Origin of the sequence: Actinacidiphila sp. bgisy167, assembly GCF_965342175.1 — a bacterium.
GTDB lineage: Bacteria > Actinomycetota > Actinomycetes > Streptomycetales > Streptomycetaceae > Actinacidiphila.
In genome coordinates, this window is the sequence record NZ_CBDRBL010000002.1 from 35,068 (window position 1) to 51,420 (window position 16,353).

General features: G+C 73.6%; 11 protein-coding genes and 2 pseudogenes. 5 read left to right on the forward strand and 8 right to left on the reverse strand.

What is annotated here, in order from left to right; genetic code table 11:
- Window position 1: 1 nt before the first annotated feature.
- Both ACRWND_RS01205 and ACRWND_RS01210 read right to left on the reverse strand, forming a co-directional pair.
- Window positions 2-769 (reverse strand): hypothetical protein, encoded by a 768-nt coding sequence (locus ACRWND_RS01205; RefSeq protein ID WP_431944860.1) that lies wholly within the window; start codon window positions 767-769, stop codon window positions 2-4.
- 207 nt (window positions 770-976) lie between these two features.
- On the reverse strand, window positions 977-2,623 hold the full coding sequence (locus ACRWND_RS01210) for a PucR family transcriptional regulator (protein ID WP_431944862.1): 1,647 nt from the start codon (window positions 2,621-2,623) through the stop codon (window positions 977-979).
- Between the two features lie 263 nt (window positions 2,624-2,886).
- Between ACRWND_RS01210 and ACRWND_RS01215 the strand changes: the two genes are divergently transcribed.
- The 3 genes from ACRWND_RS01215 to pucD are packed head-to-tail and all read left to right on the forward strand — an operon-like array spanning window position 2,887 to window position 6,718.
- A complete protein-coding gene (locus ACRWND_RS01215) occupies window positions 2,887-3,774 on the forward strand; it encodes an FAD binding domain-containing protein (RefSeq protein WP_431944864.1) in 888 nt (295 codons plus the stop codon).
- Window positions 3,765-4,331, forward strand: coding sequence for a (2Fe-2S)-binding protein (locus ACRWND_RS01220; protein WP_431944866.1), 567 nt, complete (start codon window positions 3,765-3,767; stop codon window positions 4,329-4,331). Before ACRWND_RS01215 ends, ACRWND_RS01220 begins: the two co-directional genes overlap by 10 nt.
- Before the next feature lie 5 nt (window positions 4,332-4,336).
- A complete protein-coding gene (gene pucD / locus ACRWND_RS01225; RefSeq protein ID WP_431944868.1) occupies window positions 4,337-6,718 on the forward strand; it encodes a xanthine dehydrogenase subunit D in 2,382 nt (793 codons plus the stop codon).
- A gap of 102 nt (window positions 6,719-6,820) precedes the next feature.
- Here pucD and ACRWND_RS01230 read toward each other — a convergent pair whose 3' ends face one another.
- A complete protein-coding gene (locus ACRWND_RS01230; protein ID WP_431944870.1) occupies window positions 6,821-7,381 on the reverse strand; it encodes an NADPH-dependent FMN reductase in 561 nt (186 codons plus the stop codon).
- A 117-nt stretch (window positions 7,382-7,498) separates the two neighbouring features.
- Here ACRWND_RS01230 and ACRWND_RS01235 point away from each other — a divergent pair, with 117 nt between their 5' ends.
- Window positions 7,499-8,008, forward strand: a complete 510-nt coding sequence (locus tag ACRWND_RS01235; RefSeq protein WP_431944872.1) for a MarR family winged helix-turn-helix transcriptional regulator — start codon at window positions 7,499-7,501, stop codon at window positions 8,006-8,008.
- Window positions 8,009-8,157: 149 nt separating this feature from the next.
- Here the strand turns inward: ACRWND_RS01235 and ACRWND_RS01240 are convergent.
- Window positions 8,158-10,744: pseudogene (locus tag ACRWND_RS01240) on the reverse strand (ATP-binding protein).
- 524 nt (window positions 10,745-11,268) lie between these two features.
- Here ACRWND_RS01240 and ACRWND_RS01245 point away from each other — a divergent pair.
- Window positions 11,269-11,505: pseudogene (locus ACRWND_RS01245) on the forward strand (AMP-dependent synthetase); the annotation flags it as partial.
- A gap of 241 nt (window positions 11,506-11,746) precedes the next feature.
- On the opposite strand, the gene clpB reads toward ACRWND_RS01245, so the two are convergent.
- Genes clpB through ACRWND_RS01265 form a run of 4 tightly spaced genes read right to left on the reverse strand, consistent with a single transcriptional unit; the run spans window position 11,747 to window position 16,352 of the window.
- The gene (clpB, locus tag ACRWND_RS01250) at window positions 11,747-14,386 is read right to left on the reverse strand and encodes an ATP-dependent chaperone ClpB (RefSeq protein WP_431944874.1); all 2,640 of its coding nucleotides are present in this window, start codon (window positions 14,384-14,386) and stop codon (window positions 11,747-11,749) included.
- Entirely contained in the window at window positions 14,377-14,784 is a 408-nt protein-coding gene (locus ACRWND_RS01255) for a chaperone modulator CbpM (RefSeq protein WP_431944876.1), read from the reverse strand. The genes clpB and ACRWND_RS01255 overlap by 10 nt, the downstream gene beginning before the upstream one ends.
- Window positions 14,781-15,734, reverse strand: coding sequence for a DnaJ C-terminal domain-containing protein (locus ACRWND_RS01260; protein WP_431944878.1), 954 nt, complete (start codon window positions 15,732-15,734; stop codon window positions 14,781-14,783). Before ACRWND_RS01260 ends, ACRWND_RS01255 begins: the two co-directional genes overlap by 4 nt.
- Window positions 15,735-15,740: 6 nt before the next feature.
- On the reverse strand, window positions 15,741-16,352 hold the full coding sequence (locus ACRWND_RS01265) for a nucleotide exchange factor GrpE (protein ID WP_431944880.1): 612 nt from the start codon (window positions 16,350-16,352) through the stop codon (window positions 15,741-15,743).
- Window position 16,353 lies beyond the last annotated feature (1 nt).

Below are 16,353 nucleotides of genomic sequence, written 5' to 3' on the forward strand. Positions count from 1 at the left end.
CTCAGCCCGCGTCCACCTCCAGCTCCTCGGCCAGCCACACGGGCACCCCGCCCAGCGTCCGGACCAGGCGCGCCGCCTCCGCGCGCAGCCGCTCGGCCTCGGGATCCGAGGTGACCCCGGCCAGCGCCGCCAGGGCGGGCGCGACACCGACCGCGTAGCCGAGCTCCACCCGGATCCGCAGCGACTCGGCGAAGCCGTGGCGCGCCTCGGCGACATCCCCGTCGCGGGCCGCGAGCCCGGCCAGATGCCGCCAGGTGTACGAGGTCAGCAGCAGGTCGCCGTGGGCCACCGCACCCGCGTGCGCCCGCCGGTAGGCGGCACGCGCCGCGGCCGAGTCCTCGCCCAGGTTCTCCGCGACCAGCCCGCGCCGGAAGTCCAGCAGCGGCCGCCCCGCCGCACCGGGAGGCAGCAGCGCGGCGCTGCGCATCAGGGCGGCCCGCGCCTCGTCGGCCCGGTCGCGGAGGCCGAAGAGCGTCGCCAGATACGCCAGGTTGCCGCGTTCGCAGGCGGCCTCGCCGCGCTCGTCGTCCGTACGGGCCAGTGCCTCCGCCGTGCGCAGGGCGTCCTCGGCCTCCGCCCAGCCGTCCAGGGTGTACATGCAGCGCTCGATCAGCAACGCCGCCCGCCGTGTCGCCGCCCCGGGCAAGCGCTCCGCGTGCGGTGCGAGCAGCTGCGCGGCCTCCGTCCAGCACCCGCGGCCCCGCAGCCGCGAGACGTCGGGCGGCGTACCGCCACCCGCCGCGTTCGGTCCCACTTCTGCGTCCGACATGGCGATGTCCGCCACTTGCCCTCCCCGAAGCGCGCCATTGAGCCGGTTGCCGGAAGTCCAGCACGACACCGGGTGCCACGCCAAGAGGGCGGACGGCGTGTGATCGGTTTCCCGCCTTCGGCGGCACCTCGCGCCCCAGGCCGGCGACGCGGCTGCCGCCGTCGCCGACGGTGCGGTCCGTGCGGTGCCGCTCCGGCCCGGGGCGCGTCAGCTCATGCGCAGGGCCAGGAAGAAGTCGAGCCTGTCCTCGAGGCGCGACAGGTCGCGGCCCGTCAGTTGCTCGATCCGGCCGATGCGGTAGCGCAGAGTGTTGACGTGCAGATGCAGCCGGTTCGCGCAGCGGGTCCAGGAGCCGTCGGACTCGAGGAAGGCCTCGAGCGTGGGCACGAGCTCCGCGCGGTGCCGCCGGTCGTAGGCGCGCAGCGGGTCCAGAAGGTGGGCGGTGAAGGCGCGGCGGACGTCGTCGGGGACGAACGGCAGCAGCAGGACGTGGGAGGCCAGTTCCTCATGGCCGGCGACGCAGACCCGGCCCGGGCGGGCGGCGGCGACGCGGCGGGCGTGGCGGGCCTCCTCCAGGGCGCCCCGCAGCCCGTCGGCGGAGTGGACGGCGGAGCTGACACCGATGGTGAGTCGCCCGTCCTCGCCGAGGCCCGGGGAGAGGGGGCCGATCAGAACGGAGAGCAGGCCCTCGGCGGTCAGCGCGGGGGCGGCGCCGTCGGACTCCAGCGACGACGACGGGACGAGGGCCGTCGCCTCCTCGCCCGTGTGGGCGACGGCGACGAGGTCGGCGGAGTCGGGTCCGACAGCGCCCGGGTCGACCAGGGCCTCCTCCAGCAGGGCCTGGGCGGCCGGGCCCGCCGCGGGCCCGTCGCCCGCCCAGTCGACGCGGGCGACGACGACCTGCCAGTGGGGCGCGGCGCCGAGCCCCGGCGCCGGCACGGGGGCGGCCAGGCGCAGCCGGGCGCCGATCTCGCCCGGCGCCGCGCCGGTCTGCACGAGGTCCAGCACCTCGGTGGCGAGCCGGCGGCGCACGGTGCGCGTGGCGTCCCGACGTTCGCGCTCCACCGCGATGAGCTGGGTGACGCCGTCCAGCAGGTCCAGGCGCTCGGCCGGCCAGTCACCCGCGTCGGCCTCGACGGCCAGGAACCAGTCGGAGAGCAGCGTGCCGCGGATGTCGTCGGCCGGGACGCCGCCGCGGACGGGGAAGAGCGAGAAGGGGCGCCCCGCGACGTGCGCGCGGTACGGCGCGCGGCGGCCGGACCGGGCGGCGGCCAGGTGCTCGGCGGCGAGCTGGGCCCCCGCGCCGGCGGGCAGCGGGTGGATCGCGCCGGCGATCCGGCGCCCGGTGGCGGACAGCACCCAGGCGCGCAGGTCGAGGTCGCTGCCGAGCAGGTCCAGGACGGCGTCGGGACCGCCGCCGCCGGGCCCGGCGGTCATCAGCCTGCGGTGCCGTTCGACCACGGCGGCCAGGTCCCCGGCCCGCTCGGTGGAGACCTGGCGGACGATGTGCTCCGTGACGGAGGCGAAGGCGACCTCCTCGTCGACCGCGAACAGCGGCAGCCGGTGCCGGGCGCAGGCCAGCACCAGGTCGTCCGGGACGGGGCCGGACTCGGCCTCCCCCGCCGCGAGCCCGGCGACACCGGCGGCGGCCAGGATCCGCACGAAGCGCTCCGAGTCCTCCGGCCCGCGGCGCCACGCCAGCCCGGTCAGCACCAGCTCGCCGCCGGACAGGTAGCGGCTGGGGTCCTTGAGGTCGGTGGTCATCACGCCCCGCACCGCGCGGTCCAGCTCCTCCTCGCCGCCGAGCAGCCGCAGGCCGAGGGAATCGGTGTCCAGCAGTGCGCGCAGCCGCATCGTCGTCGCCTTGTCTCGAACGTTTCCTCGTCGGAGCCGGTACCAGGGTGGCGCACGCCCGGTCGCCCCGGTGTTGCGGCGACGATGCCGACAGATTTCACGTGCGCGTCCTTCGGAGGAACCTACAAGGCCAGCTTAACGACCAGCGATGTGCTTCATGTCTTCGGTGACTGCACCCGGCACCGCGCTCGCCGTGTACTGGATCACAGAGCGTGAACGGGACACGACCAGCCGACCGCCCCTCGACGAAGAAGAGAGCGCTCATGGACTTTCTGCGTCCCGCGACCTGGGAGGAGGCCCTTGCCGCCAAGGCGGAGCACCCCTCGGCCGTGCCCATCGCGGGTGGCACCGACGTCATGGTCGAGATCAACTTCGGCCACCGCCGGCCCGGTGTCCTGCTGGACCTGAACCGCGTCGGCGACCTGTACGCATGGGAAGTGGGGGAGGAGACCGTACGACTGGGCGCCGCCGTCCCCTACGCCCGCGTCATCGAGGCCCTGAGCGGGGAACTGCCCGGCCTCGCGCTCGCCGCGCGCACCGTGGGCTCGCCGCAGATCCGCAACCGGGGCAGCGTCGGCGGCAATCTCGGCGCCGCCTCACCGGCGGGCGACTCGCACCCGCCGCTGCTCGCCGCCGGCGCCGAGGTGGAGGCGGTGTCCGTGCGCGGCACCCGGCTCATCCCGGTCGACGAGTTCTACACCGGGGTGAAGCGCAACGCCCTTGCCCCGGACGAGCTGATCCGGGCCGTGCACATCGCCCGGGCCGACGGGCCCCAGCAGTTCTCGAAGGTCGGCACGCGCAATGCCATGGTCATCGCGGTCTGCGCCTTCGGCCTCGCCCTGCACCCGGCGACCCGGACGGTGCGCACCGGCATCGGCTCGGCCGCGCCCACCCCGATCCGCGCCGCCGCGGCCGAGGAGTTCCTGGCCGCGGCGCTGGAGGAGGAGGGGCTGTGGGAGGGCGCGGGGGTTGTCCCGGCGTCCGTGGTGGGCCGGTTCGCGGAGTTGGTCGCGGGGTGCGCGAGCCCGATCGACGATGTGCGCGGGAGCGCGGCGTACCGGCGGCACGCGCTGGGGGTGATGGCCCGGCGCACGTTCGGCTGGGCGTGGGAGGAGTTCCGCGGCGGGGAGAGGGGTGTGCGATGCGCGTGAGTTTCACCGTCAACGGGCGGCGTCAGGAGGCCGACGACGTCTGGGAGGGCGAGAGCCTGCTGTACGTCCTGCGTGAGCGCATGGGCCTGCCGGGCTCCAAGAACGCCTGCGAGCAGGGCGAGTGCGGTTCGTGCACCGTCCGGCTGGACGGCGTGCCGGTGTGCGCCTGCCTGGTGGCCGCGGGGCAGGTGCAGGACCGGGAGGTCGTCACCGTCGAGGGCCTGGCCGACTACGCCAAGCGGCGGGCCGCGGGCGGTCCCCGGACCGGTCCCGGAACCGATCCGGGCACCGCGCGGCGATGGCAGGCGTCTGCTGCGGGCCCTGCGACGGAACTGTCGCCCGTCCAGCAGGCCTTCGTCGACGCGGGAGCCGTCCAGTGCGGCTTCTGCACCCCCGGGCTGCTGGTCGCCGCCGACGAACTGCTGGAGCGCACCGCGCAGCCCACCGACGCCGACATCCGCGAGGCCCTGTCCGGGAACCTGTGCCGCTGCACCGGCTACGAGACGATCCTCGACGCGGTCCGCCTCGCGGCCGCCCGCACGGCGACGGAGGCCTGACCGCCATGGGCGTGACCCGCACCCCCACACCCACCACCCAGGGCAGCGAGACCCGGGGCGGCGTCGGCGAGTCCACGCTGCGCCCCGACGGCGTCCTCAAGACCACGGGCGAGTTCGCCTACGCCTCCGACCTGTGGCACGAGGACATGCTCTGGGGCCACACGCTGCGCAGCCCGCACGCGCACGCCGAGATCGTCTCCCTCGACGTCTCGCGGGCGCTGGCGCGCCCCGGTGTGTACGCCGTGCTCACCTACGACGACCTGCCCACGGACGTCCGGCACTACGGACTGGAGATCCAGGACACCCCCGTCCTCGCCCACGGCCGGGTCCGCCACCACGGCGAACCGGTCGCGCTGGTCGCCGCCGACCACCCCGAGACGGCCCGCCGCGCGGCCGCCGAGATCCGCGTCGCGTACCGGGAACTGCCCGTCGTCGTCGACGAGGCGACCGCCACCGCCCCGGACGCGCCGCTGCTCCACGAGGGCCGCACCGACCGCCACAGCGGCCATGTCCCGCACCCCAACATCGTGCACCGCCAGCCGATCGTCCGCGGCGACGCCGACGCGGCCGCCCGGCGCGCCGACGTGATCGTCACCGGCGACTACGAGGTCGGCATGCAGGACCAGGCCTTCCTCGGCCCCGAGTCGGGCCTCGCCGTCCCCGCCGAGGACGGCGGCGTCGACCTCTACCTCGCCACCCAGTGGCTGCACGCCGACCTCCGCCAGATCGCCCCCGTCCTCGGCCTGCCCGAGGAGAAGGTCCGCATGACGCTCTCCGGCGTCGGCGGCGCCTTCGGCGGGCGCGAGGACCTGTCGATGCAGATCCACGCCTGCCTGCTGGCGCTGCGCACCGGCAAGCCCGTCAAGATGGTCTACAACCGCTTCGAGTCCTTCTTCGGGCACGTCCACCGGCACCCCGCCCGGCTCCACTACGAGCACGGAGCCACCCGCGACGGGAAGATCACCCACATGCGCTGCCGCATCGTGCTCGACGGTGGCGCCTACGCCTCCTCCTCCCCGGCCGTCGTCGGCAACGCCGCCTCCCTGGGCGCCGGCCCGTACGTGATCGACGACGTCGACATCGAGGCGCTCGCGCTCTACACCAACAACCCGCCCTGCGGCGCCATGCGCGGCTTCGGCGCGGTCCAGGCCTGCTTCGCCTACGAGGCGCAGATGGACAGGCTCGCCGCCGCACTCGGCATGGACCCGGTGGAGTTCCGTCAGATCAACGCGATGTCCCAGGGCAGCGTCATGCCCACCGGACAGGTCGTGGACGCCCCCGCGCCCGTCGCCGAACTGCTGCGCCGCGTCAAGGCGATGCCGATGCCGCCCGAGCGGGAGTGGGAGAGCGCCGGCGGGCGCGTGGACATCCGCGAGCTGCCCGGCGGAGCGTCCAACACCACCCACGGCGAAGGCGTCGTGCGCGGCGTCGGCTACGCCGTCGGAATCAAGAACGTCGGCTTCTCCGAGGGCTTCGACGACTACTCCACGGCCCGCGTCCGGCTGGAGGTGATCGCCGGCGAGCCGGTGGCGACCGTCCACACCGCGATGGCCGAGGTCGGCCAGGGCGGCGTCACCGTCCACGCCCAGATCGCCCGCACCGAGCTCGGCGTCGCCCAGGTGACCATCAATCCCGCCGACACCCAGGTCGGTTCGGCCGGCTCCACCTCCGCGTCCCGGCAGACGTACGTCACCGGCGGCGCGGTGCGGCACACCTGCGAGGCGGTGCGCGCACGCGTCCTGGAGCTGGGCCGCGCCGTGTTCGGCGCGAGCCACCCTGCCTGGGCCACCGCCGGGCTGCGGCTGGAGGGCGGGAAGGTCGTCACCGAGAGCGGGGAGGTGCTGGCGGGGCTCGCCGAGGTGCTGGGCGACGAGGTGATCGACATCGAACGGGAGTGGCGGCACCGCCCCACCGAGCCCTTCGACCTGCGCACCGGGCAGGGCCGCGGGCACGTCCAGTACTCCTTCGCGGCGCACCGTGCCGTCGTGGACGTCGACACCGAACTGGGTCTGGTCAAGGTCGTCGAACTCGCCTGCGCCCAGGACGTCGGCAAGGCGCTCAACCCGCTGTCGGTCGTCGGGCAGATCCAGGGGGGCACGACCCAGGGCCTGGGGCTGGCCGTCATGGAGGAGATCCTGGTCGGAGAGCGGGGCACGGTCCGGAACCCGTCCTTCACCGACTATCTGATCCCCACCATCCTCGACACGCCGCCCATCCCCGTCGACGTGCTCGAACTCGCCGACGACCACGCCCCGTACGGGCTGCGCGGCGTCGGCGAGGCCCCGACCCTGTCCTCGACCCCGGCCGTCGTCGCGGCCATCCGCGCGGCGACCGGGCGCGCCCTCGTCCGCGTCCCCGTGCGGCCGGAGCATCTGACCGGCACGTGAGGAGGCGTCCGCGCGGCGCCGCCCGACACGCGGGTGCACGTCGGGGCCGGGTGGAGGATCACTCCGCCCGGCCCCGGTGTGCTGTGGATCAGCCGCGTGGGATCAGCCGCGCAGCGGCGCGAGGGCGCTGCTCCACTCGATGACCTCGTCGATCAGGGTCGACAGGCTCGCGGCCTGGTGCTCGCCGGGGGCGAACTCGCTGAAGTTGACGAAGTCGGTGAAGAGCGAGAGCGCGACCTGGGAGCGCACGTCGGCCATCTTCAGCTCACCGGCGATCAGCCGCAGGTGCTCGGCGGCGCGGGCGCCGCCCACGGAGCCGTAGGACACGACGCCCAGCGCCTTGTGGTTCCACTCGGCGTGCAGGTAGTCGATGGCGTTCTTCAGCACGCCCGAGGTGGAGTGGTTGTACTCCGGGGTGACGAAGATGAAGCCGTCGAAGCTGGCGATCTTGGCGGCCCACTCCTTGGTGTGGGCGTTCTGGTACTGGCCCATCGCCGGCGGGATGGGCTCGTCGAGGTGGGGGAGCGGGTAGTCGGCGAGGTCCACGAGCTCGAAGGTGGCGTCGCCGGTGTGCTTTCCGGCCTGCTCGAGGACCCAGTGGGCGACCTTCTCGCCGTTGCGGCCGGGGCGGGTGCTGCCGAGGATGATGCCGATCCTGGTCATGTGGCGTGACTCCCGATCTGTCGATGCAAGGGTATGAATTGAAGCTTCAACTTGAAGCTTCAAGTGGACTGTAACAGATCGACTTGAAGCTTCAAGCTATTCGATAGCCTGGGAGGCATGACGAAGAACACACCGGCACGGGAAGCGACCGCCGCGGGGGAGCCGCGCTGGCTGCGGGGCGGCGAGCTGACCGCGTGGATGTCGATGGCCCGGGTGATGTCCCGGCTCCTGCCGGCACTGGAGCGCGAGCTGGAGCGCGACGCCCAGTTGAACTGGATGGAGTACCACGTCCTCGCGATGCTCTCCGAGCAGGTGCGGCACACCATCAGAATGAGCGTCCTCGCGGACCGGGCGAGCTCGTCCCTGTCGCGGCTGTCCCACGTGGTGAGGCGTCTGGAGCACCAGGGCTTCGTCCGCCGCGAGCCGGATCCCGAGGACGGCCGCTACACGCTGGCGATCCTCACGCCGGAGGGGTACGAGAAGCTGGTGGCCTCCGCGCCCGCGCATGTCGAGGCCGTCCGCCGGATGGTCCTGGACCCGCTGGAGCCGGGGGAGCTGGAGGCCCTGCGCCCCGTCCTCGACCGGATCCACGCGGCCGTCGAAGCCGAGGAACGCGGCGGCCGCTGAGGCGGTGCCGCGGCTGCGCGGCGATCCACGACGAGGGAGCGTGACCGGCGACGGGCCGAGGCCACGGGATCAGCGCGAACGGCCCGTGGGCGGCCCGTGGGGTGGTTCCGTTCGTGCGGGGGATGCGCGACGCCGCGGGGGCAGGGCCCTCAGCCGGCCCGGCGGCCCGCGGCGAGCCGCACGATGTCCACCCGTGAGCGGATGCCCAGTTTGCGGTAGACCCGGGTCAGGGTCGCCTCGACCGTCTTGACGCTGACGAAGAGCGTCGCGGCGATCTCCCGGTTGGTGGCGCCCTCCAGAACGAGCGCCGCCACCTGGCGTTCCATCCGGGCGAGCCCTTCCAACTCGGGCAGCGCCGCTTCCGGTGCCTCTCGGCCCTCCGGTGCCTCCCGGCCCCCCGGGGTCGGTCCGAGCCGTTCCAGCCACGGCAGGGCCCTGGCCCGCCGGAACAGCCGGTCCGCCTCCTCCCGTCCCGCATGCGCCGCCCTGAGGTTGCGCCGGTCCGCCTCGACCCGGGCCAGCGCGAGGACGGCGCGGGCCTCCTCCAGGCCGTAGCCGAGCGCGGCCAGCCGCTGCCGGGCCCCGGTCAGCACCGCCACCGCGCCGTCGGCGTCACCTTGGGCGGCGAGCAGCATCCCCTCGGCGCGGTCCAGGACGGCGAGGATGCCGCGCCGGCCGAGCCGCAGCGCGTGCCGGCGTGTCTCGTCGATGACCTCGCGCGCCTCACCGAGCCCGCCGGTCAGCCGTGATCTGCAGCGCGAAGCCCTCGCCGATGCCGGTGTCCTCGGCCAGCCGGAGGCTTTCGCGGGCCAGGTCCAGCGCCGCGCCGCAGCGGCCGGAGCGCAGCTCGATCTCGGCGAGGCCCCGCACGGAGTGGACCTCGGTCTCCACCGCGCCCCGCTGCCGTGCCTCCCCGGCCAGCCGCGCCAACGCGGCTCGTGCCGCGTCGAGTTGGTCGTTCATCACCAGGTAGCGGGAGCGGATGTAGACCGGGCCGTTGTGATCCGTGGCGACGTCCGGGTCCTGCGGCGCGGCGGAGGCCAGAGCCAGCGTTCCGGGGGCGTCGGGGTGCCCCATCAAGGTCTCGTTGAGCGCCTTGAAGGACAGCGCCAGCAACTCCGTGCGGCGGTCGCCCGCCTGCGCGGCGAGCTCCGCCGACCGGGCGGCCTCACAGCGGGCCTCGAGGACGCGGCCGTCCATCAGGGCCCGCCAGGCGAGCTGGTAGCGCACCCGCCCCTGCAGCCGCGGGTCGTCCCCCGCGTCGGCCAGGGCCTGCGGGAAGACGTCGTCCACCTCGCACATGGCCTGTCCGGCCGAGTCGATCACCACACTCCACGCCCGCACCCGGTCCGCGGGGACCGTGGCCCGCGCCAGCACCTCGTGGGCCGTGGCACGGGCGAGTTCGGGCTCCGCGGCGGTCAGCGCGTCCTCGGCGGCCCGCAACCGCCGCTCGTTCGCGGTGGGCGCCGCGTCCTCGGGGGTGTGCCGGGCGGCCAGCAGGCCGAGTTGCGCGGCCATCGAGGGGGCGCCGCGGGCCCGGGCGTCGTCCGCGGCCTCTGCCAGGCTCGCCGCGACCCGTTCGTCCTTGCCGGTCGTCGCCAGCGCCAGATGCCGCGCCCGCTCGATCGGGTCGCCCGCGGCCCCGGCCAGCGCGGCATGGGCGCTGCGCCGGTCCTCCGGGGTCGCCTCCGCGTACAGCGCCGCGGATATCAGCGGATGCGCGAAACGCACCAGCCCGGCGCCGTCCCGGTCGTCCATCTCCACCAAGCCGAGGGAGGCGGCCACCCCCGTCTCGCTCTTGGCGTTGACACGCCCGGCGCTGTGCAGGGTCGCGAGGGTCGGGCGGGCTCCCGCGCTGGCGACGAGCAGCGTCCGGCGGGTCTCCGCGGAGAGCATCTCCAGCCGGTTGAGCACCAGGGCGCGCAGCGAGGTCGGCACGGGCAGCGGCTCCCCCGGGCGCGGCGGTGTGCCGCTCTCCGCGAGGGCGCGGGCGAGTTCCAGGGCGAACAGCGGATTTCCGCCGCTGGTGCGGTGGATGTCCCTGACGACCGCGCGGGACAGCCCTCCGTGCCCGCGCGCGTCGAGGAGTTCGGAGACGGCCGGCCGGGACAGCGGCGGCACCCGCAGCGCGAGCACGTCCTGCGGGAAGGCGCGCAGATGGCGGTCGTGCTGGTCCTGCGGGTCGGTGACGCGGACGGCGCCCAGCACCCGCACGGGCAGTTCGCCGACCCGGCGCGCCGCGAAGGCCAGGAGCTCGGCGCTGGCGGGGTCCATCCACTGCAGGTCGTCCACGACGATCAGTACCGGGCCCTCGGCGGCCAGCGCCCGCAGCACCGACAGCACGGCCAGCCGCAGCGCGAGCCCGTCCCCCTGCAGCGAGGTCTCCCCGCGCCCGGTGAGCGCCGCCTCCAGCACGGCCCGCTGAGGTCCGGGCAGGCGGTCGGAGACCTGGCCGGCGACCAGGCCGAGCAGGTCGACCAGGGCGAGGAAGGGAAGGTGCGATTCGGATTCGGTCGCGGAACAGCGCAGCACCGTGGGCTCGCCGCCGCATTCCTCGGCGAGGGTCCGCAGCAGGGTGGACTTCCCGATACCGGCCGGTCCGCACAACAGGAGACTGCCCCCTCGACCGAGCTGCCCGCGGGCCCGCTCCAGCACATCCCCTCGCCCGATCACCTGATCGGGTCGGGGTCTGGCCGGCACGTCGAAGACCTGCACCACGGTCGCCGCTCCCCTCATGTCGTGTCCGGGGCCATGTTAGAGGCCGCGCGGATAGGCGGGCCGGCGTCGCGGGTCGATGGCTCTCGCCCGGCGGCGTTGTCGTCGGTCGCCGCAGCTCCGCTGCGTCTCCCTTCTTGGCCTTGCCGGGCTCGGCCCTCGACCCGCTCCATTCTCCACCCCGCCTATCCGCGCGACCTCTTATGCAAGAAGCTTCGCAAGTCCCCGATGCGGAAGTGGAAGGGCCCTGGGGAATGCGCATCCGCCGGGATGCCGGGGCCGGCGGGTCCGGAGGGCGTGAGGGAGCTTCCCGGCTGCCCTCAGCGCGCCGGCGTGAGGCTTCGGCGGGTGCCGGGGGTGGCCGCCCGCCCGACCCGGTGTGCCTGTCCGGGCCGCCGCGCCGGTGCCGCTTTCCCAGACTCCCGAACGGAGGTGGTGAAAGCCCCCGCACTGCCGCAGGATGCTTCCAGAGAGGCCGGCCGCGAGGAGGGCACACGAAGGCCACCAGCCGGACCGAGGAGTTCCGGACGGCGCGGGACTTCCGGCTGCGCCACCGCGAGGACTGCCAGGCGGCCTGCGAGGGCTTCCGCCGGCCGTGGCCGGAGCACTCCGACTGGGCGTTGGACTGGTTCGACGTCATCGCCCGCGGCAACGACCGCCCCGCTCCGCACATCGCCCCGGAGGACAGCTCCGAGTCCGCCGTCCCGTCCGCCGCGATGTCGGAGCGCTCCGCCCGCGTCGCGAACCGGCTGCGCGGCCTCGGGATGGAGGCGGGGGACCGCAGGTCGACCTTCTCCAGTGAGGGGAGACCATGCGGCAGAGGCCGTACCAGGTGGCCCGTAGGTCCACGGCGACGGGCACGGGGGCCTGTTCGGCGACGTCGGTGAGGTCGTCGTCGCCCGTGTCGGCCATCCACGGCGGCAGCCGCTTGCGGTTGCCGCACCTGGGGCACCCTCGGCGGCCGCCGGCACCCGGTTGGTGCACCGCAGTGCGGGCAGGTGCCGTCGCCGGCTTGCACGGTGATCATGCCGCCCGCGCGCCCTCCACGGCCTCGGGCTGGGCGTAGGTGACCACCAGCTCTCCGTGTTCGGCGTCGACACGGATCGTCGCGCCGTCCTGGACGTCGCCGCGCAGCAGGGACCGCCCGACCAGCGTCTCGACCTCGTGGGAGATATAGCGGCGCAGCGGGCGGGCCCCGTACACCGGGTCGTAGCCCTGGTGGGCGATCACTTGCCGTGCAGCGTCGGTGAGCTCGACGGTGATGCGGCGTTCGGCGAGACGGCGGCGCAGTTCGTCGAACTGCAGCTCTACGATGCGCTCGATCTGCCGCTCACCGAGCGGCTTGAACAGCACGATGTCGTCGACGCGGTTGAGGAACTCCGGGCGGAAGTGCCCGCGCAGCTCGCCCATCACCAGGGCGCGGGCGTCGGGCTTGATCTCGCCCTCGGCGGTGGCGCCGTCGAGCAGGTACTCGGAGCCGATGTTGGACGTCATGATGATCACGGTGTTGCGGAAGTCGACCGTGCGGCCCTGAGCGTCGGTGATGCGGCCGTCGTCGAGGATCTGCAGCAGGGTGTTGAAGACATCGGTGTGCGCCTTCTCGATCTCGTCGAACAGCACAACCGAGTACGGCTTGCGGCGTACGGCCTCGGTGAGCTGGCCGCCTTCCTCGTAGCCGACGTATCCGGGTGGGGCGCCCATGAGCCGGCTGACGGTGTGACGCTCCTGGTACTCGCTCATGTCGAGGCGGACCATGTTCTCCTCGGAGTCGAAAAGGGCCCGGGCGAGGGTCTTGGCCAGCTCGGTCTTCCCGACGCCGGTGGGGCCGAGGAAGATGAACGAGCCGATGGGGCGGCGTGGGTCGCGGATGCCGGAGCGGGCGCGGATGATGGCGTCGGCGACGAGCTTGACGGCCTCGTCCTGGCCGATGACCCGCTCGCTCAGGATCTCGTCGAGGCGCAGCAGTTTCTCGCGTTCGCCCTCCTGGAGACGGGCGACGGGGATGCCGGTCCAGGCGGCGACGATCTCAGCGATCTCCTCCTCGGTGACGACCTCGCGCAGCAGCCGGTTCCTCCCTTGTTTGGCGGCCAGTTGCTCCTCCTCTGCGGCGAGCCGGCGCTCCAGGTCCTGAAGGCGGCCGTAGCGCAGTTCGGCGGCTCGGTTGAGGTCGTAGGCGCGTTCGGCCTCCTCGGCTTCGTGGCGGACCTGCTCCAGTTCCTGGCGCAGCTCCTGCACACGGCGGATGGCCTGCCGCTCGGCCTCCCACTGGGCGCGCTTGGCGTCGGCCTCGCCGCGCAGGTCGGCCAGTTCCCTGCGCAGTTCCTCGAGGCGGGCTCTGCTGGCGGGGTCGGTCTCCTTGGACAGGGCCGCATCCTCGATCTCCAGGCGGGTGACGCGGCGGGTGATCTCGTCGAGTTCGGCGGGCATCGAGTCGATCTCGGTGCGCAGCCGGGCGCACGCCTCGTCGACGAGGTCGATGGCCTTGTCGGGCAGGAACCGGTCGGTGATGTAGCGGTGGCTGAGGGTGGCCGCGGAGACCAGCGCGGTGTCCTGGATCTTCACGCCGTGGAAGACCTCCAGGCGTTCGCGCAGTCCGCGCAGGATGGAGATGGTGTCCTCCACGCTCGGCTCGTCGACCAGCACCTGCTGGAAGCGGCGTTCGAGGGCCGCGTCCTTCTCGATGTACTTGCGGTACTCGTCGAGGGTGGTGGCGCCGATCATGTGGAGTTCACCGCGGGCGAGCATCGGCTTGAGCATGTTGCCCGCGTCCATGGCCCCTTCGGCGGCGCCCGCGCCGACGACGGTGTGCAGTTCGTCGACGAAGAGCAGGATGCGTCCTTGGGCTGCCTTGACCTCGCTGAGCACGGCCTTGAGGCGTTCCTCGAACTCACCGCGGTACTTGGCGCCCGCGACCAGGGAGCCCATGTCGAGGGCGAACACCGTCTTGTCGCTGAGTCCTTCGGGAACGTCACCGCGGACGATGCGCTGGGCGAGGCCCTCGACGATGGCGGTCTTGCCGACGCCGGGGTCGCCGATGAGGACGGGGTTGTTCTTGGTCTTGCGGCTGAGGATCTGGGTGACGCGGCGGATCTCGGCGTCCCGGCCGATGACCGGGTCGAGCCTGCCGTCCCTGGCCTCGGCGACGAGATCGCGGCCGTACTTCTCGAGAGCCTCGTAGGCCGTTTCGGGGTTGGCGGAGGTGACGCGCTGGCTGCCGCGGACCTGGGTGAGCGCGCTCAGGAACGAGTCCCTGGTGATGCCGGCCCCTTTGAGCAGTCGCCCGGCGGCGGTTGAAGAGCCCTCCTCGGCCAGGGCGAGCAGCAGGTGCTCCACGGACACGTACTCGTCCTTGAGACGTTCGGCCTCCCGTTCGGCTGCATCGAGCAGGCGGGCGAGGCGCTGGGTGACGAAGACCTGGCCAGGTGCCGCGCCGGGGCCGGTGACCTTCGGACGGCGGGAGAGTTCCCCGCGCACGGCGGCGAGCAGCTCCTTCGGCTCCATCCCGGCCCGCTGCAGCAACCGCGGGATCAGACCGTCCTCCTGGTCGAGAAGCGCGAGCAGCAGGTGCTCCCCGTCGACCTCGGTCTGCCCCATGCGGACGGCCGCGGTCTGAGCCTCCTGCAGGGCTTCCTGGGACTTCTGGGTGAGACTGTTCATGTCCATGAGCGTGTTTCACTCCTCGTGCCGGCGCGGCGCAGGGCGGCTTCGAGCAGGCTGATGCGGTCCAGCAGGTCGAGCACCAGGCCGATGGATGCGTAGTTGAGGCAGAGTCCGGTGCGCAGCCGCTGGATGCGGGCGAGGACCGCCGGGGCCGCGGGGTCGAACACCAGGTGCTCCGAGGCATCGCGTTCGGCGTCGACGAGGCCGAGGGCGACGAACCGGCGGATCAGATCGGGGTGGAGGCCCGAGCGACGGGCCACGGCGTCCAGGGAGAGCCTGGGGACGGGCACGAGCTCGTACCGGACAGCCGTCGAGGCGGTGATGTCGGTTCCCGCTCGCACCGGGCGGGCACCCACTTCGGCCCGGCCGATGCCTGCCGCTGCCACGGGTCGGTCGTTCATCGCGTCCTCCTGGGGTCGTACGAGGAGGTGGCGGCGAGCTCCTCGAAGAGTTCGCGCTCCCGGTCACCGAGGGCGGGCGGCACCATGACACGGAGTTCGGCGTACAGGTCGCCGTTCGCGCCTCGCAGGTTCGGCATGCCCTCGCCGCGCAGCCGCAGCCGCCGGCCACTGGAAGAGCCCGCGGGCACCGTGACCTTGGCCGTGCCGCCGCCGGGGGTGGGCACCGGCACGGTCGCGCCCAGGGCCGCCTCCCAGGGGGCGACCGGGAGCTGTACGTGGACGTCGCGGCCGTCCAGCCGGAACCGGGGGTGGGGCTGGATGCGTACCCGCAGGTACAGGTCGCCCGCGGGGGCGTCACCACTGCTGCGGCCGCCCTCGCCCGACAGCCGGATGCGCTGCCCGTCGGTGACACCGGGTGGCACGTCGATCCCGTACCGCCGCGGCTGCCCCTGGGGACCGGCGAGCGTGACGGTGCGACGGCCGCCCCGGTACGCCTCCTCGACGGTGAGCGGCAGTTCTGCCTCCTGGTCGGCTCCGGGGACGCCGCCTCGGGCGGTGCCGGCTCCGAACATGGAGCCGAGCAGATCCTCGATGTCGATGCCCTCCGCTCCGAAGTCGTCGCCGAAGCCGGTGGCGTACCGGACGCGGGGGCCGCCCGCGCCCGCGGTCCTCGGAGCGCGGAAGCCGCCGCCCGCTCCGGCCGCGACCCGTTCGTCGAAGTCCTCGGGGATCTTGCGGAAGTCCTCGCCGAAGCGGTCGTAACGGGCACGGGTCTTCGGGTCCGACAGCACGCTGTATGCCTCGTTGAGGTCCTTGAAACGTTCCTCCGCCCCGGGGTCCTTGTTGACGTCGGGGTGTGACGTGCGGGCGAGCTTGCGGTATGCCTGCTGGATCTCGTCCTGGCTCGCGGTCCGCGACACGCCCAGCACTTCGTAGAAGTCCCGTGCCATGACCGGTCACTCCCGCTTCGCGACCGTCACGGCGGCGGGCCTGAGCTGCTGCTCGCCGTCCCCGTAGCCGGGGCGCAGCATCTCGACGACGGTGCCCGGTGGGGCGTCGGAGTCCTGGACGACGCCGACCACCTCGTGCCGGGCCGGGTCGAAGGCGACGCCGGTCTCCGCGTGCCGCGGGTAGCCGAGCAGTTCGAGGACGTTCACCGCCTGGTCGCGAACGGCCCGGACGCCCTCCACGATCGCATCCGGATCGGCGCCGGCATGGGTCAGGGCGAGCTCGAGGTTGTCGAGGACGGGCAGGAAGGCGGCCGCCGTGCGGGAACGCTCGACCCTCCGCTCCCGCTCCAGTTCCCGGGCGTGGCGCTTGCGAAGGTTGTCGAGGTCGGCGAGCGCGCGCCGCCAGCGGTCCTCCAGTTCCTGGATCGCGGTCGTGTACTCGTCCTCGTCAGGCGTGGGGCCGGCGGCGTCGGGTCCCGGTTCGTCGTTCGCCGCTACCGGCCGGGGCGACGGGTCCGGTTGCGGCACATCCCCGCGCGGAGGGCGTACGGCGCCTTCCCGGACCGGTTCGACCGACTCCGACGCGGCCTGGTGGGGTTCCTGGGCGCGGCTGGGCATG